The organism is Nostoc sp. (assembly GCF_036917135.1).
GTDB lineage: Bacteria > Cyanobacteriota > Cyanobacteriia > Cyanobacteriales > Nostocaceae > Nostoc.
Map to the genome: position 1 here is coordinate 46,654 of NZ_JBALEA010000071.1, position 19,048 is coordinate 65,701.

13 protein-coding genes are annotated in these 19,048 nt (G+C 43.0%); 10 read left to right on the forward strand and 3 right to left on the reverse strand.

The annotated features are described in order from the left end of the window. Window positions 1-157 precede the first annotated feature (157 nt). The 6 genes from V7K50_RS21740 to V7K50_RS21765 all read left to right on the forward strand — a co-directional run bounded on the left by V7K50_RS21740 (window position 158) and on the right by V7K50_RS21765 (window position 8,020). Entirely contained in the window at window positions 158-820 is a 663-nt protein-coding gene (locus tag V7K50_RS21740; RefSeq protein ID WP_334963623.1) for a hypothetical protein, read from the forward strand. Window positions 821-922: 102 nt separating this feature from the next. Then, window positions 923-2,482 carry an efflux RND transporter periplasmic adaptor subunit gene (locus V7K50_RS21745; protein WP_334963625.1) on the forward strand — a complete coding sequence of 520 codons (1,560 nt, stop codon included), beginning with the start codon at window positions 923-925 and terminating at the stop codon, window positions 2,480-2,482. Window positions 2,483-2,666: 184 nt separating this feature from the next. After that, window positions 2,667-3,947 carry an ABC transporter permease gene (locus tag V7K50_RS21750; RefSeq protein WP_442944650.1) on the forward strand — a complete coding sequence of 427 codons (1,281 nt, stop codon included), beginning with the start codon at window positions 2,667-2,669 and terminating at the stop codon, window positions 3,945-3,947. A gap of 226 nt (window positions 3,948-4,173) precedes the next feature. Next, complete coding sequence (locus tag V7K50_RS21755; RefSeq protein ID WP_334963627.1) at window positions 4,174-4,845, forward strand: ABC transporter ATP-binding protein; 672 nt, start codon at window positions 4,174-4,176, stop codon at window positions 4,843-4,845. A gap of 115 nt (window positions 4,846-4,960) precedes the next feature. Then, window positions 4,961-6,373, forward strand: coding sequence for a TolC family protein (locus V7K50_RS21760; protein ID WP_334963817.1), 1,413 nt, complete (start codon window positions 4,961-4,963; stop codon window positions 6,371-6,373). 1,110 nt (window positions 6,374-7,483) lie between these two features. Then, a complete protein-coding gene (locus tag V7K50_RS21765; protein WP_334963629.1) occupies window positions 7,484-8,020 on the forward strand; it encodes a hypothetical protein in 537 nt (178 codons plus the stop codon). 702 nt (window positions 8,021-8,722) lie between these two features. Here V7K50_RS21765 and V7K50_RS21770 read toward each other — a convergent pair. Further along, window positions 8,723-10,987, reverse strand: coding sequence for a cation:proton antiporter domain-containing protein (locus tag V7K50_RS21770; RefSeq protein ID WP_334963631.1), 2,265 nt, complete (start codon window positions 10,985-10,987; stop codon window positions 8,723-8,725). A 473-nt stretch (window positions 10,988-11,460) separates the two neighbouring features. Continuing rightward, window positions 11,461-12,279 carry a class I SAM-dependent methyltransferase gene (locus tag V7K50_RS21775; protein WP_334963633.1) on the reverse strand — a complete coding sequence of 273 codons (819 nt, stop codon included), beginning with the start codon at window positions 12,277-12,279 and terminating at the stop codon, window positions 11,461-11,463. 197 nt (window positions 12,280-12,476) lie between these two features. Here V7K50_RS21775 and argJ point away from each other — a divergent pair, with 197 nt between their 5' ends. Beyond that, a complete protein-coding gene (gene argJ, locus V7K50_RS21780) occupies window positions 12,477-13,718 on the forward strand; it encodes a bifunctional ornithine acetyltransferase/N-acetylglutamate synthase (RefSeq protein ID WP_334963635.1) in 1,242 nt (413 codons plus the stop codon). A gap of 116 nt (window positions 13,719-13,834) precedes the next feature. Here argJ and V7K50_RS21785 read toward each other — a convergent pair whose 3' ends face one another. After that, entirely contained in the window at window positions 13,835-13,969 is a 135-nt protein-coding gene (locus V7K50_RS21785) for a hypothetical protein (RefSeq protein ID WP_334963637.1), read from the reverse strand. A gap of 549 nt (window positions 13,970-14,518) precedes the next feature. Between V7K50_RS21785 and V7K50_RS21790 the strand changes: the two genes are divergently transcribed. From V7K50_RS21790 to V7K50_RS21800, 3 genes are all read left to right on the forward strand, one after another. Continuing rightward, window positions 14,519-15,901 (forward strand): CmpA/NrtA family ABC transporter substrate-binding protein, encoded by a 1,383-nt coding sequence (locus V7K50_RS21790; RefSeq protein WP_334963639.1) that lies wholly within the window; start codon window positions 14,519-14,521, stop codon window positions 15,899-15,901. A gap of 71 nt (window positions 15,902-15,972) precedes the next feature. Next, window positions 15,973-16,812: a nitrate ABC transporter permease gene (gene ntrB / locus V7K50_RS21795; protein ID WP_334963641.1), complete on the forward strand. Its 840-nt coding sequence runs from the start codon at window positions 15,973-15,975 to the stop codon at window positions 16,810-16,812. A gap of 101 nt (window positions 16,813-16,913) precedes the next feature. After that, window positions 16,914-18,920, forward strand: a complete 2,007-nt coding sequence (locus tag V7K50_RS21800) for an ABC transporter ATP-binding/substrate-binding protein (protein ID WP_334963819.1) — start codon at window positions 16,914-16,916, stop codon at window positions 18,918-18,920. Window positions 18,921-19,048: the final 128 nt, after the last annotated feature.

The following is a 19,048-nucleotide window of genomic DNA, read 5'->3' on the forward strand; positions in this document are numbered from 1 at the left end:
CATCGGTTTAGAGTTTTTGAGTGATAATTGTTATGTATGAATTTATACGATGAGGTAAATATTAGACATCTTGATGCCAAAACAAAAGCAACTGTCTAAATTCCTGAATCCGAACCTAAACAGAATAGAACTTTAATCTAAATAAGGAGTCAATTATATGTTGAAACCAAACCGTGTATCCATACTCTTAGCTGCTGCTGCCCTGATCATTGTTCCCATTGCCTTGACTGCACCTGCAAATGCCCAGACGAAAGTCCAGATTGTTGCTCAAAGCGCTCAAGATCGCGACGGCAGATCCAACTATAGAGAAGACAGAAACTCTGGAGACACGGGTAATTGGAACCGTGACAACCAACCTAATCGTGGAGAAGTCAGAAACTCTAGAGACACGGGTAATTGGAACCGTGACAATCAACCCAATCGTGGAGAAGTCAGAAACTCTAGAGACACGGGTAATTGGAACCGTGACAATCAACCCAATCGTGGAGAAGTCAGAGACTCTAGAGACACAAATTGGAATCGCGATCGCAGATCCAATTTTGGAGAAGTCAGAAACCCTAGAGATCGGGATAATTGGAACCGTGACAACCAACCCAATGGCAGAGTAGTCAGACTTGGTAATGGTGATATCAGATATCCCAATGGGCAAATTATTCCTTTTAGATCCATAGCCAGACTGCGTAATCAAGGTTACTTCCGACTTCCCAACGGGGATATTCTTCTTCCCAATCAGGAAATTGTTCCTGCTGGGAGATTAGTAAGAGTGCATGATGATTACTTCAGACTTCCTGGTGGATTGGTACTGCAAATAAACCTTTAAAATACCAATAACTCAAAAGATTTGTCAGTATTAGGGCTACTAGGTTATAGTTTTGGCCTTGAATAACTTGCTTGGTAGCCGTTCTTTATAGACAAAGTGGACATGAAAATTGATACACCAAATACCGTAGATTCATCATTTTTAATTCCAGAGGTAAAGAAAAAAAAGGGCGGACCTAATTGGCTCTCTTGGCTAATTGCTCTTTGCCTTTTGGGTGGAATTGGCTATGCAGTTTATTACCAAGTAACAGTTGCTCCCCGTCAAGAAGCCAGACGCCGGGTGCTGACAAACCCTGTACAAAGGCAGAGTTTAACAATCACAGTTTCAGCGAACGGAACAGTGAAGCCTGAACGATCAATCAACCTCAGCCCGAAAAATTCCGGCATCTTGAAAAGACTGTTGGTGAAGGAAGGGGATCTGATCAAACAAGGACAGATTGTTGCCTACATGGATGATTCCAACCTGCGGGGGCAACTTACTTCTGCTCAAGGACAATTGGCACAAGCCGAGGCAAATCTGCAAAAGGCGATCGCAGGTAATCGCCCTCAAGATATCGCTCAATCACAGGGAGCCTTAGACGAAGCCGAGGCGAATCTGCAAAAGGTACAAGCAGGTAATCGCTCTCAAGATATTGCCCAAGCACAGGCACAATTACAAAATACTCAAGCCGCTCTCAGTAAAGCAGAAGATAATTTTCTCCGCAATCAACAACTTTACAAAGCAGGTGGTATTTCCCTTCAGACTCTCAACCAAACCCGTGCAGATCGTGATAGCGCCCAAGCCACGGTAAATGCAGCACAGCAAGCACTGGGGTTGCAAAAAGCTGGGTCACGTCCAGAAGACATTGACCAAGCTAGAGCGGTGGTGAGGCAGAGACAGCAAGGTTTAGCACTTCTGAAAGCCGGAACGCGCCAAGAAGATATTGGCGCCGCCCGCGCCCAGGTAACATCTGCTCGCGGCTCCCTGCAAAACATCCAAGCCGAAATCAATGACACAATCATTCGCGCACCTTTTGATGGTGTAATGACAAAGAAGTATGCTGATCCAGGCGCTTTCGTGACACCCACAACTGCCAGTAGTGAAGTAGCTTCTTCTTCTTCTTCTTCAATCTTGTCTCTAGCTTCCACAAATGAAGTTGTCGCCAGTTTAGCAGAAACAAATATTTCCAAAATCAGCCTTGGTCAAAAAGTCTTGATTAAAGCAGATGCCTACCCAGGAAAAACCTTTGAAGGTAAAGTCAGCCAAATTGCTGCCCAAGCAATAGTAGAGCAAAACGTCACCAGTTTTGAAGTGAGAGTATCGCTTTTGGACCCTCAAAGACTACTACGGTCTGGGATGAATGCGGAAGTAGATTTTCAAGTCGGTCAAGTTGAAAATGTTCTAGTAGTGCCAACAGCCTCAGTGGTGCGCCAAAAAAATGCTACGGGTGTGTTTGTGGCAGGAAAGAATAACAAACCTGTGTTCACTCCCATTGAGACTGGCGTTACCGCGAATAACTTTACCGAAGTTAAATCTGGATTGACAGGAAACGAAAAGGTATTGCTCAGTTTCCCACCAGGATCGCGTCCGCAATCAACACCACGAGGAGGGATTTTGCCTGGTATAGGAGGAGGCGGAGGAGCCGGTGGCGGCGGAGGTCGTTCAGGTGGTGGTTTACCTTAAAGTTAGTTTTAAATCAATACACTTGGGTTAAGGCTTAACTCTTTGTCTAAGTCAATTTTTTTAACGAACCGCAAAGTCCGCAAAGTCCGCAAAGTCCGCAAAGTCCGCAAAGGAAGAAAAGGAAGAGAAGGAAGAGAAGGAAGAAATGCTTAACTCAATTCTGTTGAGTTTTAAATAAAACCTGATGTTTAAGATATTTAAGGGCTTTTACAAAGCTAAGAATACCCGCACAGTACCATTGCTGGAAATCTTGACAATGGCGGCAGAGACTCTGTGGAGTAACAAATTACGCACAAGTCTAACTATGTTGGGTGTGATTATTGGGATTTCTTCAGTGATTGCTATTACTTCTGTCGGTCAAGGAGTGCAAAAGGGAGTTGAGCAACAGATACAAGCATTGGGTACAGATGTCATCCAAATTTTGGCAGGTGCGGCAAGAAGCGGGAATGTCCGTCAAGGAGTAGGTTCTAGCAGCACCTTGACTTGGGAAGATGCGAAAGCGATCGCTACCCAAGCGCCATCAGCCCAGATGGTTTCTGCTTATCTCCAACGCAGCGCCCAAGTTGTATATGCAGGACAGAATACCTCAACAACTATTTATGGCACAGATTTAAACTACCCAGAAGTCAGAAATACCCACCCCCAGGAAGGGAGATATTTTACTCAGCAAGAACTAGATATTGCCGCACAACTGGCCATTCTTGGCCCCACAGTCCAAAAAACACTCTTTGAACAGGGTGCCAATGTCATCGGCGAGAAAATTCGCATTCAGGGAGAGGCTTATGAAGTAATTGGGATAATGGAACCTAAGGGTTCTCAGGGACCGATGGATCGAGATGACCAGATTTTCATCCCTCTCACTACTATGTCGAAGAGACTGGTTGGTAACAATGCACTGGTAGGAGTTTCTGTCAATGGAATTTTAGTCAAAGGCGCTAATCAGGAGCAGTTAGAAGCCGCTCAGTTTCAAGCCACCAATCTCTTACGGCTGCGTCACAACATTTATCCGCCCCAAGCTGATGATTTTCGGCTGACTAATCAAGCTGATATTGTTAGTACCCTTACTAGTATTGTGGGTTTATTTACAGTAATGGTAGTAGCGATCGCGGGAATTTCTCTGGTGGTTGGTGGCATTGGTATTGCCAACATTATGCTAGTTTCCGTGGTTGAGCGGACACGAGAAATCGGGATTCGCAAAGCCGTAGGAGCTACCAATTCGGCAATCCTTAATCAATTTTTAGCCGAGGCGATCGTGATTTCCATTGTCGGCGGATGTATTGGGATGGCGACTGGTATTTTATTAGCCTTTATAGCTTCAAGCACTTTCAAATTTCCCTTTGTAATTTCTTTATTATCGATCATTGCTGGTTTTGGACTTTCATTGAGCGTTGGCTTACTCGCTGGGGTAATTCCAGCACGGAACGCATCTAAATTAGATCCAATTACTGCTTTACGTAGTGACTAAATAATTCTTGACATCCTCACCGGACTGAAGCCACGGTGATTCTGGAGTAATGAGTAATGAGTAATGAGTAATGAGTAAGAATATTCACTTATTACTTATTACTTATTACTCATTACTTATTACTCATTACTCATTACTCATTACTTTAAAGCATTGCGTGAAGCACGTAGCTCTAAACCCATTTTTTCGGTAATTCCTAACTCCTAACTCCTAACTCCTAACTCTTATGCCAACGATGATTTGGATGGAATCTATTACTAAAACTTACCATTTGGGAGAAGTTAGTGTTCCAATACTCAAGGGAATTGAACTCTCTATTGAAGAAGGGGAATATGTTTCTATTATGGGTGCGTCAGGTTCGGGTAAATCGACGCTGATGAATATTTTAGGATGCCTGGATCGTCCCACAACTGGAAACTATATTTTTGAAGGCAGAAACCTGACAACTTTTGATGATGATGAATTAGCCTATATCCGCAACCAAAGAATCGGTTTTGTTTTCCAACAATTTAATCTATTGGCGCGGGCGACAGCGCTAGAAAACGTCATGTTACCAATGGTTTATGCTAACTTGCCGAAGCCAAAACGCCGTGAAAGGGCATTAGAAGCCTTGGAAAAGGTGGGATTAGGGGGACGCATAGCTAACCGTCCCAGTCAACTCTCTGGTGGACAACAACAACGGGTAGCGATCGCTCGTGCTTTAGTCAACCGACCGGCATTAGTTTTGGCAGATGAGCCAACAGGTGCTTTAGATACTGAAACTTCTCATGAGGTGATGAGTTTGCTGACTGAACTTAATGACCAAGGCATCACCATTGTAATTGTCACTCATGAACCAGATATCGCGGCTCAAACCAGAAGGATTATTCGAGTTCAGGATGGTTTGATTGTGGGCTAATTTGTTAAGATCAACCCTTTGAGGAGGAATTTAAAATTTAAATCTCTGTAGATCAATCAGGATGAAAACTTTTGATTGTTTCCTCAAAGAAACCTAATTAATGACTACATCAATTATGAATTTCAGTTTATTCTTCGTGCATTTTACCTGGTTTAGCGTCGCAATTGCTATTCTTTTTCCAACTTTAGCAGGTGCAGCAACTCCCCCAAAACCCCAGAATTCCTCAAGTTCTGTACAGGTTCCCGATTACCTCAACCCCAATCCCAATCCTCTCCAATTTCCCACCAAACCGGGGGAAGTGAAGATTCAGAAAACTGTGTCAATCACTTTGCAACAAGCTTTGGAATTAGCACAACGCAACAATCGAGACTTACAGGTAGCCATATTCCAGCTAGAACGTAGTCGTTCATCCCTACGCGAGTCTCAAGCTGCTTTGTTTCCGACTCTGGGAGTCAACGGGAATGTGACTAACAGTGGTAATGGTTTTACTAGCAGTTCATCTCAAGCTAGTAGCTCTTTCAATGGTTCAGCGCAACTGAATTATAACCTTTATACCTCCGGGAATCGACAAGCGACAATCCAAGCAGCCCAAGAACAACTACGTGTGGATGAATTTAATGTTGAAACTCAGTCTTTGACAATTAGGTTGAATGCCACGACTCAATACTATAATTTGCAACAAGCCGATGAACAAGTAAGAATTAATCGGTCTGCTGTGGAGAATGCCCAGGCTAGTTTGCGGGATACTCAAGCTCGACTAGAAGCTGGAGTAGGTACACAGTTCGATGTGCTGCAAGCTCAGGTAAATTTAGCAAATTCCCAACAACTCTTGACTAATGCTATCTCACAGCAGCAAATTGCCCGTCGTCAGCTTGCTACCCTGTTAAGTTTGTCGCAGTCAGTTGATATCACTGCTGCCGATCCTGTAGAGTTAGGAGGTCTTTGGCAGCCAACACTGGAAGAAACTATTGTCCAAGCGTTTCAAAATCGTCCAGAATTGCAACAGGATTTAGCACAACGTAATATTTACGAGCAACAGCGACGACAGGCACTTTCACAGCTAGGGCCGCAAATTAGTTTGGCAGGCAGCTACAATCTGCTAGATCGGTATAATGATGGCGTCAGCGTTACTGATGGCTATTCAGCAGGAATTCAAGGAAGTCTAACTTTGTTTGATGGGGGCGCGGCCAAAGCGCGTGCGGCTCAATCGAAAGCGAATATTGCGATCGCAGAAACTCAATTTGCTAGCCAGCGCGACCAAATTCGCTTTACTGTAGAACAGTATTACTTTCAATTGCAATCCAATTTAAAGAATATCCAAACTTCTAGTCTGGCTTTAACTCAAGCCAGACAAGCTTTGGATTTAGCAAGGCTGAGGTTCCAAGCTGGTGTGGGCACTCAAACAGAGGTGATCTCTGCTGAAAATGACCTGACAACAGCAGAAGGTAATCGAGTCGCAGCTATTTTGAATTACAATATCGCTCTCGCTAATTTGCAAACATCAGTTACTTACAGGGCTTCGCGCTAAGGTCAAATCTTTTATATCATACAGCGCTTCCCGCTATTATGCAATACAACTTTTCTTCTTGTTCCTCTCCTAGCATAGCTTTCAGGTTTGAGGATGTACCTCATAGCTGCCGGAAGTGCTGTATCCGCTTGATTACTTCTTGAACCCCAAGAAGCCCACCCCAGCAAAGCTACGCTTCGTCTCCCCTCCCCGCAAGCCTACGGTGTACACACAAGTATTGCCTACTTGTTAAAAAGAACCCTTTGAGGAGGGACTTAAAATTTAAATCTCTGTAGGTCAATCAGGATGAAAACTTTTGATTGTATCCTCAAAAGAAACCTAACTAGTGACTACATCTAGATTATGAATTTTAGCTTATTCTGCCTGCATTCTACCTGGGTTAGAAAGGCTTAAAAAAGAATCTTACCTTAAAATAGCAATTGTAAATCATTTGTAAAAATAAATTAACCGCAGAGGCACAGAGACCACAGAGAGAGGAATCAGAGATTTTCACGACTTATTTAGGATTGCTATATTAGGGTGAGTTTATCTTGTGAGCATGAGTGTTATTTTTAAACTATACGGTTTAGTTTTTTCGATATGTAAACTAGACTATATCCACCCCTTAAGGCAGTAACTATCGTAACTATCCTCAACACTCATAATTTTTGTCCCAAGTCAAAAAATATTTTTCCGAAATACATTAAAAGTTTAGTGTAGTAATTTACCAAGAAACAATAAAGGCACAAGTCGCGAGAATAAAGCCATGAATTCTGTGCAACTGGTAGATGAATAAATGTGTTTAAGAGGATGTTTTAAAAGTCCTCTTGTCGGTAGCAAAAGGTTTTAGATCCCCCTAAATCCACGCCACTTGCTTCAAGTCGGGGAACCCGCCCAACGCAGTGGCTCCCCTTAAGAAGGGGGACTTTGATTCCGGTTCTCCCCTTTTTAAGGGGGGCTAGGGGGGATCATTAAGTGCCTAAAATCACAGTAAAACACTTTTAAAACATCCTTTAAAATGTGGCGGGTATAAATCCCCCACTAATTGCATTCTGAATCCTGAATTATTCTTCAACATTCGCCTTCGTTCTTGATGTACTATACACTGATTCTTCGTGAGGTTAGATTATTATGCTTGCAAAAAATAAATTTTTAGTTGGTATTACTATTTTTAGTATGACATTGCCAGGATTTTCAGTATCAGATATGTTCACAGCATCTGCTCAAACATCCCACAATCTTACAAATCTTCAAAAATCTAAATCTTTATCAGATGCACCATATAATTTGGCGCAAGCAAATCCACGGGGAATAATACTAAATTTTATTAGAGCTGTAGGTATTATAGCAGGTACTGGATATTCTCTTTATCAAGGAAATCAAGCACTTCAAGCAAGTATAAATAGATGCCCCGACTCTGGTGGAAAATTTCCTATTTATCAGAATCAATGGGTAGGAGGTGTTGACGGATTTTGGTTTCAATATACAGCAAATCAACTCATTATGGTCTGGCTTCCAAATAATCAAAATTACTCTTATTTACCTAATAGTGCTTTTCAATATTCAAGAAACAAGTGGATTACTATCACAAATACACCATACGCGTTTTGCATAAATGGTATTGATTCTCGTGTAGAAGCAAGATGGGAATATTTAGCGGCGAATTAGAACCGCTAAGTAGTAAACAATTACAATGTTTTTTCAGCTTCATACAAATTAATTGTGCCTATTTGTTTATACAGCAATCCTATTTGACTGCAAACACTGAGAGGCTCAGAATCCCGACTTCTTCAATAAGTCGGGATTCTTTTTGTTCCAGGCATTTTGAATTACAATATCGCTCTCGCTAATTTGCAAATATCAGTTACTTACAGGGCTTCGCACTAAGAGGATGTTTGAAAAGTCCTCTTCTCGGTAAAAAAACGTTTAGATCCCCCTAAATCCCCCGATAAATTGGGGGACTTTGACTCCGTTTCCCCCCTTTTTAAGGGGAGCCAGTCGCTCAGAGGGGTCTCCCCAAGTGGAGCGACTGGCGTGGGTTAGGGGGGATCAATGAGTGCAAAGATACAGCCAACTACTTTTCAAACAACCTCTAAGGTCAAATTATTAAAGATAAAGTTTGCTTAGGAATGAGGATTAAATTAGATCCATAACTTTTTCTGGGGACATGGCACTGAAATGCTTCTATGCAGAAAATCTGGAAGTTAATAAATCCTTATTCCTTAGTACAGCTTTGCGTAAAATCATAGCGTTTTTAAACGCATAGGCGCTTGGCCTTCCCGCAGGGTAGGTACGCAGAGTTTCTACACCACTCCCTACTCCCCCAGTTGTTATATTCAAACAAACTAAATGCATTTAAAGTCAGAACGACTATGGCGCAGTAATTATCGCTACTGGGCAATGGGCTTTACTCAAAATTACATCCACTCTGTGACCGAAGAAAACACGACCCGTAACCATTCGGATATTACTCCCGATAATAATTAGGTCAACTTCCTGAGTTTGGGCAAACTTGAGGATTTCCCTTTCTGGGCTGGTTCCTTGAAGAATATAAGTTTTGACATCAGCACCCAGATTGCGACCAATTGTTGCTTGCTGTTCGAGCATATCGTGGGCAATTTCCTTGACTGGAGCTAGCGATCGCTGTTCGTAAAGAATATACTCAACCTGTGGCAAATTAATCACGTTAACGATCATGACTAATGCCCCGGTTTGAGCCGCGATCGTACTTGCCATCTCTACAGCATTTTTGCTATATTCTGTCCCCACCGTTGGCACCAGAATCCTTTTCAACTCTTGTTGAGCGATTTTGCATATCTCGCCTTTGGGGTGGGGTAGGTGCGACTTCACCACCATCGTTGCACAAGGTGCTTCTTGTACTACCCGATCTACAAGCAAATTGAACAATGCTTTCTGAGGGCTTATCTGTTCAGAGGCTCCCAGTACAATCAAGTCATAGTTTTTGTTCGCTTCATTCAGAATTACCTCGGCTTTATTCCGCCCCGACTCCGTTTTTGCTTGCAGGTTGGTATCAGCAGGTAGCTGCATTTCTTCAGCAACAGAGGCTAGAGCAAGGTCTGCGGCAGTGTCTTTTACCTGGGTTGCCTCCATTCGGCGGGCTTTGCTTTGAGGTTGTTTATCACTCAAGGCATATAGAGATGTCACTTCTATGGAGTTTTGGTGAGCCATGTAACCCACTAGTTGCGCCGCCAGTTGAATGTTAGGGCCACCACTGGTGGGTATTAAGACACGCTGGATTTGCTTGATAAAGCTGCGGCTATCCTGTTCTTCTTGTTCCAAGCGTTTAGCTTCCTCTTCACCCATAACCACCTTCGACAAAGACCAACGCAAAAGGGGTGGAGCCATTAGGGAAGTGACGATGGCCACCATCACAATAATCGAGTACATCTGAGGATTCAGCACTCCCAGAGATAAACCAATGGTAGCAACAACAATTTCCATCGCCCCGCGTGCATTCATCCCGGAACCCATGGCCAAACCTTCCCAATGACTCAAGCCACCGACGCGAGAACCAATGTAAGCACCTGTAAATTTCCCAACACAGGCGACAGCAAGAACAATTAAGCCAAATATCAACGTCTGGGGAACTAACAGGGTTAGCAAGTTAACCTTCAAACCAGCTGAAGCAAAGAAAATTGGCGCTAGAAAGGCTGCTGTGAATACTTCTAGCAAATGTCCAGCTTCATTACTAAAACGGCGCGATTGACCCGCCAAAATCCCCAACACGAAAGCACCTAATGCTGCTTCTAGCCCTAATGCGTGGGTAAGTGCGGCTGCCGAGAGCGAAAGAATCAGCACAACCGATATACTAGCGGAGATGCCGCCAACGTAGTCATCAACCCAGCGTAAAATCTGGTCTACAATAGTACGCCCAATTGTAAAGGCGATCGCTAAAAACAATATAGCCGCGCTCACAGAATGAAAAATTGTCCCAAAATCAAATTTGCCGCTACTAGCTAAACCTGAAACCACAGAAAGTAAAATCCAGCCGATGGTGTCGTCAGTCATCCCAGCAGCTAAGGTGACTTGACCAATATCACGGCGAATCAAGTTCAAGTCCATCAGCACCTTAGCAATTACTGGTACTGCCGAAATACTCATTGCTGTGGCGATAAACAGACTGAATACTAATCGCTTATCTGGGTCGGCTAAAAAACTATCTGGCAATAGCCAGCCCAGTCCAAATCCGGTGATAAAGGGTACAATAATTCCACCCAGTGAAATCAGCAGAGCCGTTTTCCCCTTACGAAGAATCAGCTTGAGATCCGTCTCCAAGCCAGTCACAATCAGCAAAAATAACACGCCTAACCAAGAAATCACCGAAAGTAAATCAGATTGTTCTTGATTTTTGGGAAAGATGTGCGCCTGTAAGTCTGGAAGAATTAAACCAAATAGAGAAGGGCCAAGCAAAACACCCGCCAATAATTCCCCAACAACGGGCGGGAGGTTAATCCGGCGCATCAACTCACCTAATCCCCGCGCTACCAGAAGTAATAGTGACAGTTGCACCAGCACCAACAGCAGCTCATGATGACCGAGAGGTTTAATTAAAGCGTTACCTGCTGCTTTCTGAACGGCGAGTACAGGAATTAACATTAGGGGCAGGTTTTGCATGATGTCCAAAGGTGGGATTACAAATTTTTAACCGGGCTGTTCAAGTAAATCCTGAAAATGTTTACTTCCACATCGGCCTATGAGATTAAACTGTCATTGTCATTAGAAGACATCTCCAGAAATTAAATATGCGTTACCCAGAATCCTTGTAGAGACGTAGCACTGCTACGTCAAAACAATTCATTTTCAGCAGATGTCTATTAGACATCTGCTGAAAATGATCTAGGCACAATTCATGAATTGTGCCTACCAAAGATTTCGGGCAATACGCTGTATATTAATTTCACCAGATGTCTATTATTAACGGTAATACCATTTCTTTGTGAGGCTGCGCCAAATTTTCTCTCTTTCTTTGTGTCCTTTGCGGTTCGTTCCTCATGTAGTTTGGCGCATCTTCATAGAGAATTGGTATAAGCTGATCGGGTGCGATCGCTGGCAACCTTCAGATTAAAAGCAAAGCTTTGCCGAGCAACTTATTTTCGAGCGCGAACAAAGAATTTTGTCGTGTCTTCCCAAATACCTTGAGCAGTTGCTAGTTTCTCAATTTCAGCTTTGTACTCAACTTGCAACTGATTTAATTGTTCTGGTGATAATTTTGACAACAGGGGATGACCTTTAAAATTTATATTAATTGCTGTCCTAGATAATCTGTTATCCCGAAGATGGCGATAACGTCCTGATGGCTCAATCTTAATTTCCATATCTCTAAAACCTGCCTGATTAAGCAAATTGCGACATTTTTCTGGAGTCCCCAGTGGTTCAAGGATATATGGTAGTGATACGCCCAAAACTCTGGTGTAGATACTCTGATGAAGAGATGCCATATAAGCAGTTTCGAGAGGACAGGTAAATGCCACAAATCCTCCAGGTTTCAAGAAGCGATACCACTTTTGCAAAGTAGTAAGGATATCGGGAAAAAGTACAATGGCCTCACAGCAAAAGACAACATCAAAACTACTATCACTAAAGTTGAAATATTCTGCATCTGCCTCAATTAACTCGATATTCTGTAATCCGGCTGCGCCAATCTTAAGTCTTGCTTGATCTAACATTTCAGGAGTCAGATCAATTCCAATCACATAACCCTCTGAACCAACTTTTTCAGCTGCGGGTATCGCCACTAAACCTGTTCCAGTGGCCACATCAAGAATTTTCTGTCCCAGTTCTAGCGGCACAAATTCAAGCAAAAGCTTGGCTTCTAGAGGATGGCGAGTACCTTCCTCATGGTCATAAGTAGTTCTACTACCATAAAATTCTCTTAGTTGCTGCTTATAACTATCCAAATCAGTCATAACAAAATGTCAAATTTTCTCCACTTCATAGTAACTCTTGTTGTGATATTGAGTTGCTTACTGCTGAACCCAACCCTGACACGTCCATTTCTTGTAAAATAGTCAGCCTCCTCAACCTGAAACCTTAAAATTTACCCTCAAAACTTTAAACTATTGAGGGGTTGTTAAAATCCCTCAATAGTTTAGAGTGAAAAATAATGGCAGATTGGCAAAAAGTAACAGGTGGTATCACAGCACCAAGGGGGTATCAGGCGGCGGGAATTACCGCAGGGTTGAAACCTTCGGGGTTGCCAGATTTAGCTTTAATATTCTCAGAGGTAGAAGCGATCGCCGCAGGTGTGTTTACCACCAGCCAAGTCAAAGCTGCCTGCGTAGAATATTGTCGCCAACGCTTGCAAGCTAAACAGAGCGCTCGTGCCATCCTCTGCAACGCCGGACAAGCAAACGCTGCTACAGGTAATCAAGGCTACCTTGATGCTCTAGAGTCTGCTATGGCAATAGCCCAAGCACTGAACATCCCATCAGAATCTGTGTTATTGGCATCTACTGGGGTGATTGGTCAAAGAATTAAGATGGATGCCTTGCGAAGCGGTATTCCCAACCTAGTAACAGCACTGTCAGACACAGGCTCAGATGCCGCCGCCGAAGCGATTATCACTACAGACTTGGTAACAAAATCCATTGCCCTAGAGACAACTATAGGCGAGCGCCCGGTACGAATTGGCGGCATTGCCAAAGGTTCCGGGATGATTCACCCCAACATGGCAACCATGCTGGCATTTGTGACTTGTGATGCTGTGGTTTCGCCTCACCTTTGGCAGCAGATGTTAGCAAGGGCGGCTGATAAAAGTTTTAATTCCATCACTGTGGATGGTGATACCAGCACCAACGATAGCTTAATCGCTTTGGCAAACGGTCAATCTCGCACCCCAGCAATTATAGAATGGGGCGCAGAAGCAGAGAAATTAGAGGCGATGTTAACAGCAGTTTGTCAGCATTTAGCCAAAGCGATCGCTCGTGATGGTGAAGGCGCAACCTGTCTAATTGAAGTGGAAGTAACAGGGGCCCATGATGAAATTTCAGCCCGACAAATAGCCAAAACTATCGCTGGTTCATCCTTAGTTAAATCTGCAATCTTTGGACGTGACCCCAACTGGGGACGCATCGCCGCCGCCGCCGGACGCGCAGGTGTGCCCTTTGAGCAAGAAAACCTGCAAATTAAACTAGGGGATTTTTTAATGTTAGAAAATGGGCAACCTCTGCAATTTGACCGTGCAGCAGCAAGTGCTTATTTGAAAAAAGCATCGGCAGGTGCTTATCTCCAACAGGATACAGTATTAATCTCTGTTAATGTTGGCAATGGTTATGGTGTGGGTAAAGCTTGGGGTTGTGATTTAAGTTATGACTACGTGAGGATTAACGCTGAATACACTACGTGAACTACCCACAATTGTTTGCGCTGTAGAGACGCGATTTATCGCGTCTTAGAGTACATATCCCATCTTCTGGAAACATAGCTGTGGGAAAACCCCAACAAACTTCAAAAACCCCTAGATTATGCACGACGATTACCTTTTTGAAGACGAAGGGAATCATCCACTTTGACGCGCATTTTCGCAACATCCTCACCGACGGGAAGCAGACATATTTGACCGATTAGATAGTTGCGATCGCTGGATAATAAATACACCTATTTGGGGTATTTGCTTAAGTCTCCAACTTTCCCAGCCTTACCATCTCGCTCTCATCACAGTGCGCCCTTAAATTATAGAGATAACATAATAGTTGTGATAAATAAAAACTTATAGATGATAAATTACTACTAAAGTTAAGTTACAAAAGAAGTGAAGATAGTCAATCATAAAGTAAACACAATAGTCTTCATAAATAAGAGTTTATATATTAGAAATTATTCCTATAGTTAGGGATAATAGATAAATTTTTCCTTATGCATCCAATCTAATATTTGTTTAATAATCCCGACTCCAAGATAACAATTTCGGCATCAAAGGCTGTAAACTGATTTCAACAAGGTGAATGATACCTCTGCATCACACTAGAAAAGCAGAGTCAATAATTTAACCGAGTTCTGATATAGGTAGCTATTTCATTGATGAAATGGCTGCGATTGCTTGGTCAAATATAGCTTGATTAATCATTAATAATGCAATAAACATAACGTTTTTTGCGGAAATTGTCATAGCTATAAAAAATAACATTTACGTTTTCAGGAGAGATTATGACAGAATTTTTTAATCAAATTTCCCGTCGCAAATTCATATTTACAGCCGGAGCATCTGCGGGTACTCTATTGCTCAAAGGCTGTTTAGGTAATCCTCCTGAAAACCTGACTGGTGGAAGCACTCAAGCACAACCAACTGCTCAATCGGTCGCTAATATTAGCCCTGAACAAACACCAGAAACTACTACAGTCAAGCTGGGATATATTCCCATTGTCGAAGCTGCTCCTTTAATTATTGCCAAAGAAAAAGGCTTTTTTACAAAGTATGGCATGACTAAGGTTGACCTTTCCAAACAAGCTTCTTGGGGTGCAGCCAGAGACAACGTAGAAATTGGTTCTGCCGGTGGTGGGATAGATGGCGGACAATGGCAGATGCCAATGCCACATTTAATTTCAGAAGGTTTAATTACCAAAGGGAATCGAAAAATTCCTATGTATGTCTTGTGTCAATTAATTACACACGGAAATGGAATTGCGATCGCCAACAAGCACCAAGGCAAAGGTATTAGTTTACAACTCGCTAGCGCTAAGTCCCTATTTAAGGAATTAAAATCTTCAACACCCTTTACAGCTGCATTTACCTTTCCCCACGTCAACCAAGATTTGTGGATTCGCTACTGGTTAGCAGCAGGCGGCTTAGATCCAGATGCAGATGTCAAATTGCTCACAGTCCCCGCGGCGCAAACTGTGGCCAACATGAAAACCGGAACAATGGATGCCTTTAGTACAGGCGATCCTTGGCCTTATCGCCTGGTTAAAGACAAAATTGGCTACCTAGCAGCATTAACCGCAGAGATTTGGAAAAATCATCCTGAAGAATATCTTGCGATGAGAGGCGATTGGGTTGATAAAAATCCTAAGGCTACCAAAGCAATTTTAAAAGGAATTATGGAAGCGCAGCAGTGGCTAGATAATTTTGACAACCGCAAAGAAGCGGCTAAAATTCTCGCAGCACGAAATTATTTCAATCTTTCTTCACCGGAAATATTAGCAGATCCATACCAAGGCAAATATGACATGGGTGATGGTCGCAAAATTGATGATAAATCAATGGCTGCTTACTACTGGAAAGATGAAAAAGGTAGTGTTTCCTATCCCTACAAGAGCCATGATTTGTGGTTCATAACTGAAAATGTTCGTTGGGGATTTTTACCAAAAGATTACCTAGAAAATAATGCTGTTAAGGCTAAAGAACTTATCAATAAAGTCAACCGCGAAGATATTTGGAAAGAAGCTGCCAAGGAAGCTGGAATTAATGCTGCTGATATTCCGACAAATACATCCCGTGGTGTAGAAGAGTTTTTTGATGGCATCAAATTTGACCCCGAAAATCCAGAAGAATATCTCAAGAGTCTCACAATCAAAAAGGTAAGTATTTAGTCATTTGTCATTGGTCATTTGTCATTGGTAAATGACTAATAAAAAATAAAATTTGCGGAGAACACAGCATTATGACACTCGCCCAAAAACGTCCTGCAAGCCCTAGATTTAGTAATAGCTTTATATCTGGCCTGCAAAAGCAATTTCCTAACCTAATACCACCAACGATCGCGATCGCCATCTTCCTCGTTCTCTGGCAACTCTTCGCTTTTATTCCCGGTGCCACATTACCAGGGCCAATACAGGTTATTCAAGATACCTGGGTTCTGATTTTCTGGCCATTTTATGACCGAGGTGGCATTGATAAAGGTTTATTTTGGCAGATTCTCGCCAGTCTGCAACGAGTCGCCATCAGTTATACCCTAGCGGCAATAGTTGGTATTGGCTTGGGCATATTGATTGGGGTTAACAAAACCATGTCCAAAGCTTTAGACCCCCTGATTCAATTACTGCGGACTGTACCACCTTTAGCATGGGTACCGATTTCTTTAGCAGCTTTACGACAAAACGAACCAGCCGCCTTATTCGTAATTTTCATCACCGCCATTTGGCCGATCTTAATTAACACTGCTGTCGGTGTTACCCAAATTCCCCAAGATTACAACAACGTCGCCAAAGTTCTGCAACTTAGCCGCAAAGAATATTTCACTAATATTTTGATTCCAGCAGCATTACCCTACATTTTTACCGGATTGAGAATTGCCATCGGTTTAGCTTGGTTAGCGATAATCGCCGCCGAAATCGTCATGTCCGGTATTGTCGGCATCGGCTTTTTTATCTGGAACGCCTATCAAAATAACAACGTCAGCGAAGTGATTTTAGCTCTAGTTTATATCGGCGTTGTCGGCTTGGTGCTAGATAAAATCATGGTTTGGCTTCAAAACAAGATTTTACCAACAGAGCAAAAATAGTCATTAGTCATTAGTCATTGGTCATTTGTAGAAAGCTCAGGACTAATGACCACGTACTAAGGGCTAATGGCGAAAGACAAAAGACTAATGACAAAGGACTAATAAGTATGTTCGTAGCTGTTGATCAAATTGAAAAAGTTTTTGAATTAACTGGTGGTGGCAAATATATTGCCCTCAAAGGAATCGACCTCCAAATTAAAAAAGGAGAATTTGTTTCTTTAATTGGTCACTCCGGTTGTGGCAAATCCACTCTATTAAATATGATTGCGGGTTTAGATTTGCCCACTGAAGGTATTGTCACCCTGGAAGGACAAAGAATCACCAAACCAGGCCCCGACAGGATGGTGGTGTTCCAAAACTATTCGCTATTACCTTGGCGGACGGTAAGAGAAAATATTGCCCTCGCTGTGGACTCAGTAATGAGGGGTATATCCGCAGATGAACGCAATGCCATTATCGAAAAACATATCAATATGGTGGGTTTGCGTCCCCATGCTGACAAACAACCAGGAATGTTATCAGGTGGACAAAAACAACGAGTTGCGATCGCCCGCGCCTTAGCGATTCGTCCCAAATTACTCTTGCTAGATGAACCCTTTGGTGCATTGGATGCACTCACACGCGGGAATTTGCAAGAACAACTCATGCAAATCTGCGAAGAAAATCAAGTTACCGCCGTGATGGTGACACATGATGTCGATGAAGCAGTGCTGTTATCTGACAGAATCGTGATGCTAACCAACGGCCCCGAATCTAAAATTGGTGACATTTTAGAAGTGGATATTCCCAGACCCCGCAAGCGCATGGAAGTAGTAGAACATCCCAGCTACTACAGCTTGCGAAGTGAGATGATTTACTTCCTCAATCAGCAAAAACGGATTAAGAAAATTCGGGCGCGGAAAACTGCTGATATTGCCCGTCATGGATTAGAAAAAGTTAACCTAGAAATTGGCTTTTTACCTCTGACGGCTTGCGCTCCCTTAGCAGTTGCTAAAGAAAAAGGCTTTTTTCTCAAGCATGGTTTAGATGAAGTTAACCTCGTGCGAGAAAGCAACTGGCGGGGTATCGTCGATGGCATGACCGGCGGTTATTTAGATGCGGCTCAAATGCCTTCAGGAATGCCCATGTGGTTAACCTTGGGAGGACATAATAACCAACCTCTTCCCGTTGTCACCGCCCTGACCATGACTCGCAACGGTAACGCCATCACCTTGGCAAAACGTTTTTACGACCGAGGCGTACAAACTTTATCAGATTTCAAAAGATATCTGCTTTCCACCCGCGATGAAAGGCACACAATGGGGGTAGTGCATCCCGCATCTATGCACAACTTACTGCTGCGTTACTGGCTAGCGGCTGGTGGAATTGACCCCGATAGCGATGTGGATATGAAGACTATTCCCCCAGCCCAGATGGTAGCCGACTTGCAAGCCGGAAGCATTGATGGTTACTGCGTCGGCGAACCTTGGAACTACCGCGCGGCTGTAGAAAATGTTGGTTTTACCATCGCTACCGACTTAGAAGTTTGGTTCGGACACCCCGGTAAAGTTCTTGGTGTGCGGGAAGATTGGGCAGAAAATTATCCAAATACGCATATCGCCTTAACCAAAGCTTTGCTAGAGGCTTGTCATTATTGTGCAAATCCCGATAATGCCCAAGAGATTCGGCAAATTTTAGCAGGGCGAGATTATGTCAGCACTGATTTAGAATACATTCAACTCGAAGATCCAGATAGTCTCACCTGTGACTTAGACCATCCCTTGCGGGACTATGCCCATCACCAGTTTTATTCTGAATCTGCCATTAATCGCCCCAGTCGCACCGAACAAATTTGGATTATGAGTCAATTGGCGCGTTGGGGTGATACTCCGTTCCCTAGAAATTGGGTAGAAGTTGTAGAACGGGTATGTCGAGTGCGTGTTTTCAGCACTGCCGCACGAGAATTAGGTTTGGATATTAGCTATATTCGCCAACCGATCAAACTGTTCGATGGTACTCCCTTTAACGCCGACGATCCGATCGCGTATCTCAACAGCTTGAAAATTAAACGTGATTTTTCAGTCGCGGAAGTTGTTCTTGATGCACCAAGAAGGAAACTCGCGTCATAAAAAATTGTGAGAGAAAGAGGAAGTGGAAGAAGTAGGACATCACTCGCCAGTCTTTAAACTCGATTAACAAACAAGTTAACCATTTCTTCCTTCTCTTCCTTTGCGCTCTTTGCGTCCTTTGCGGTTCG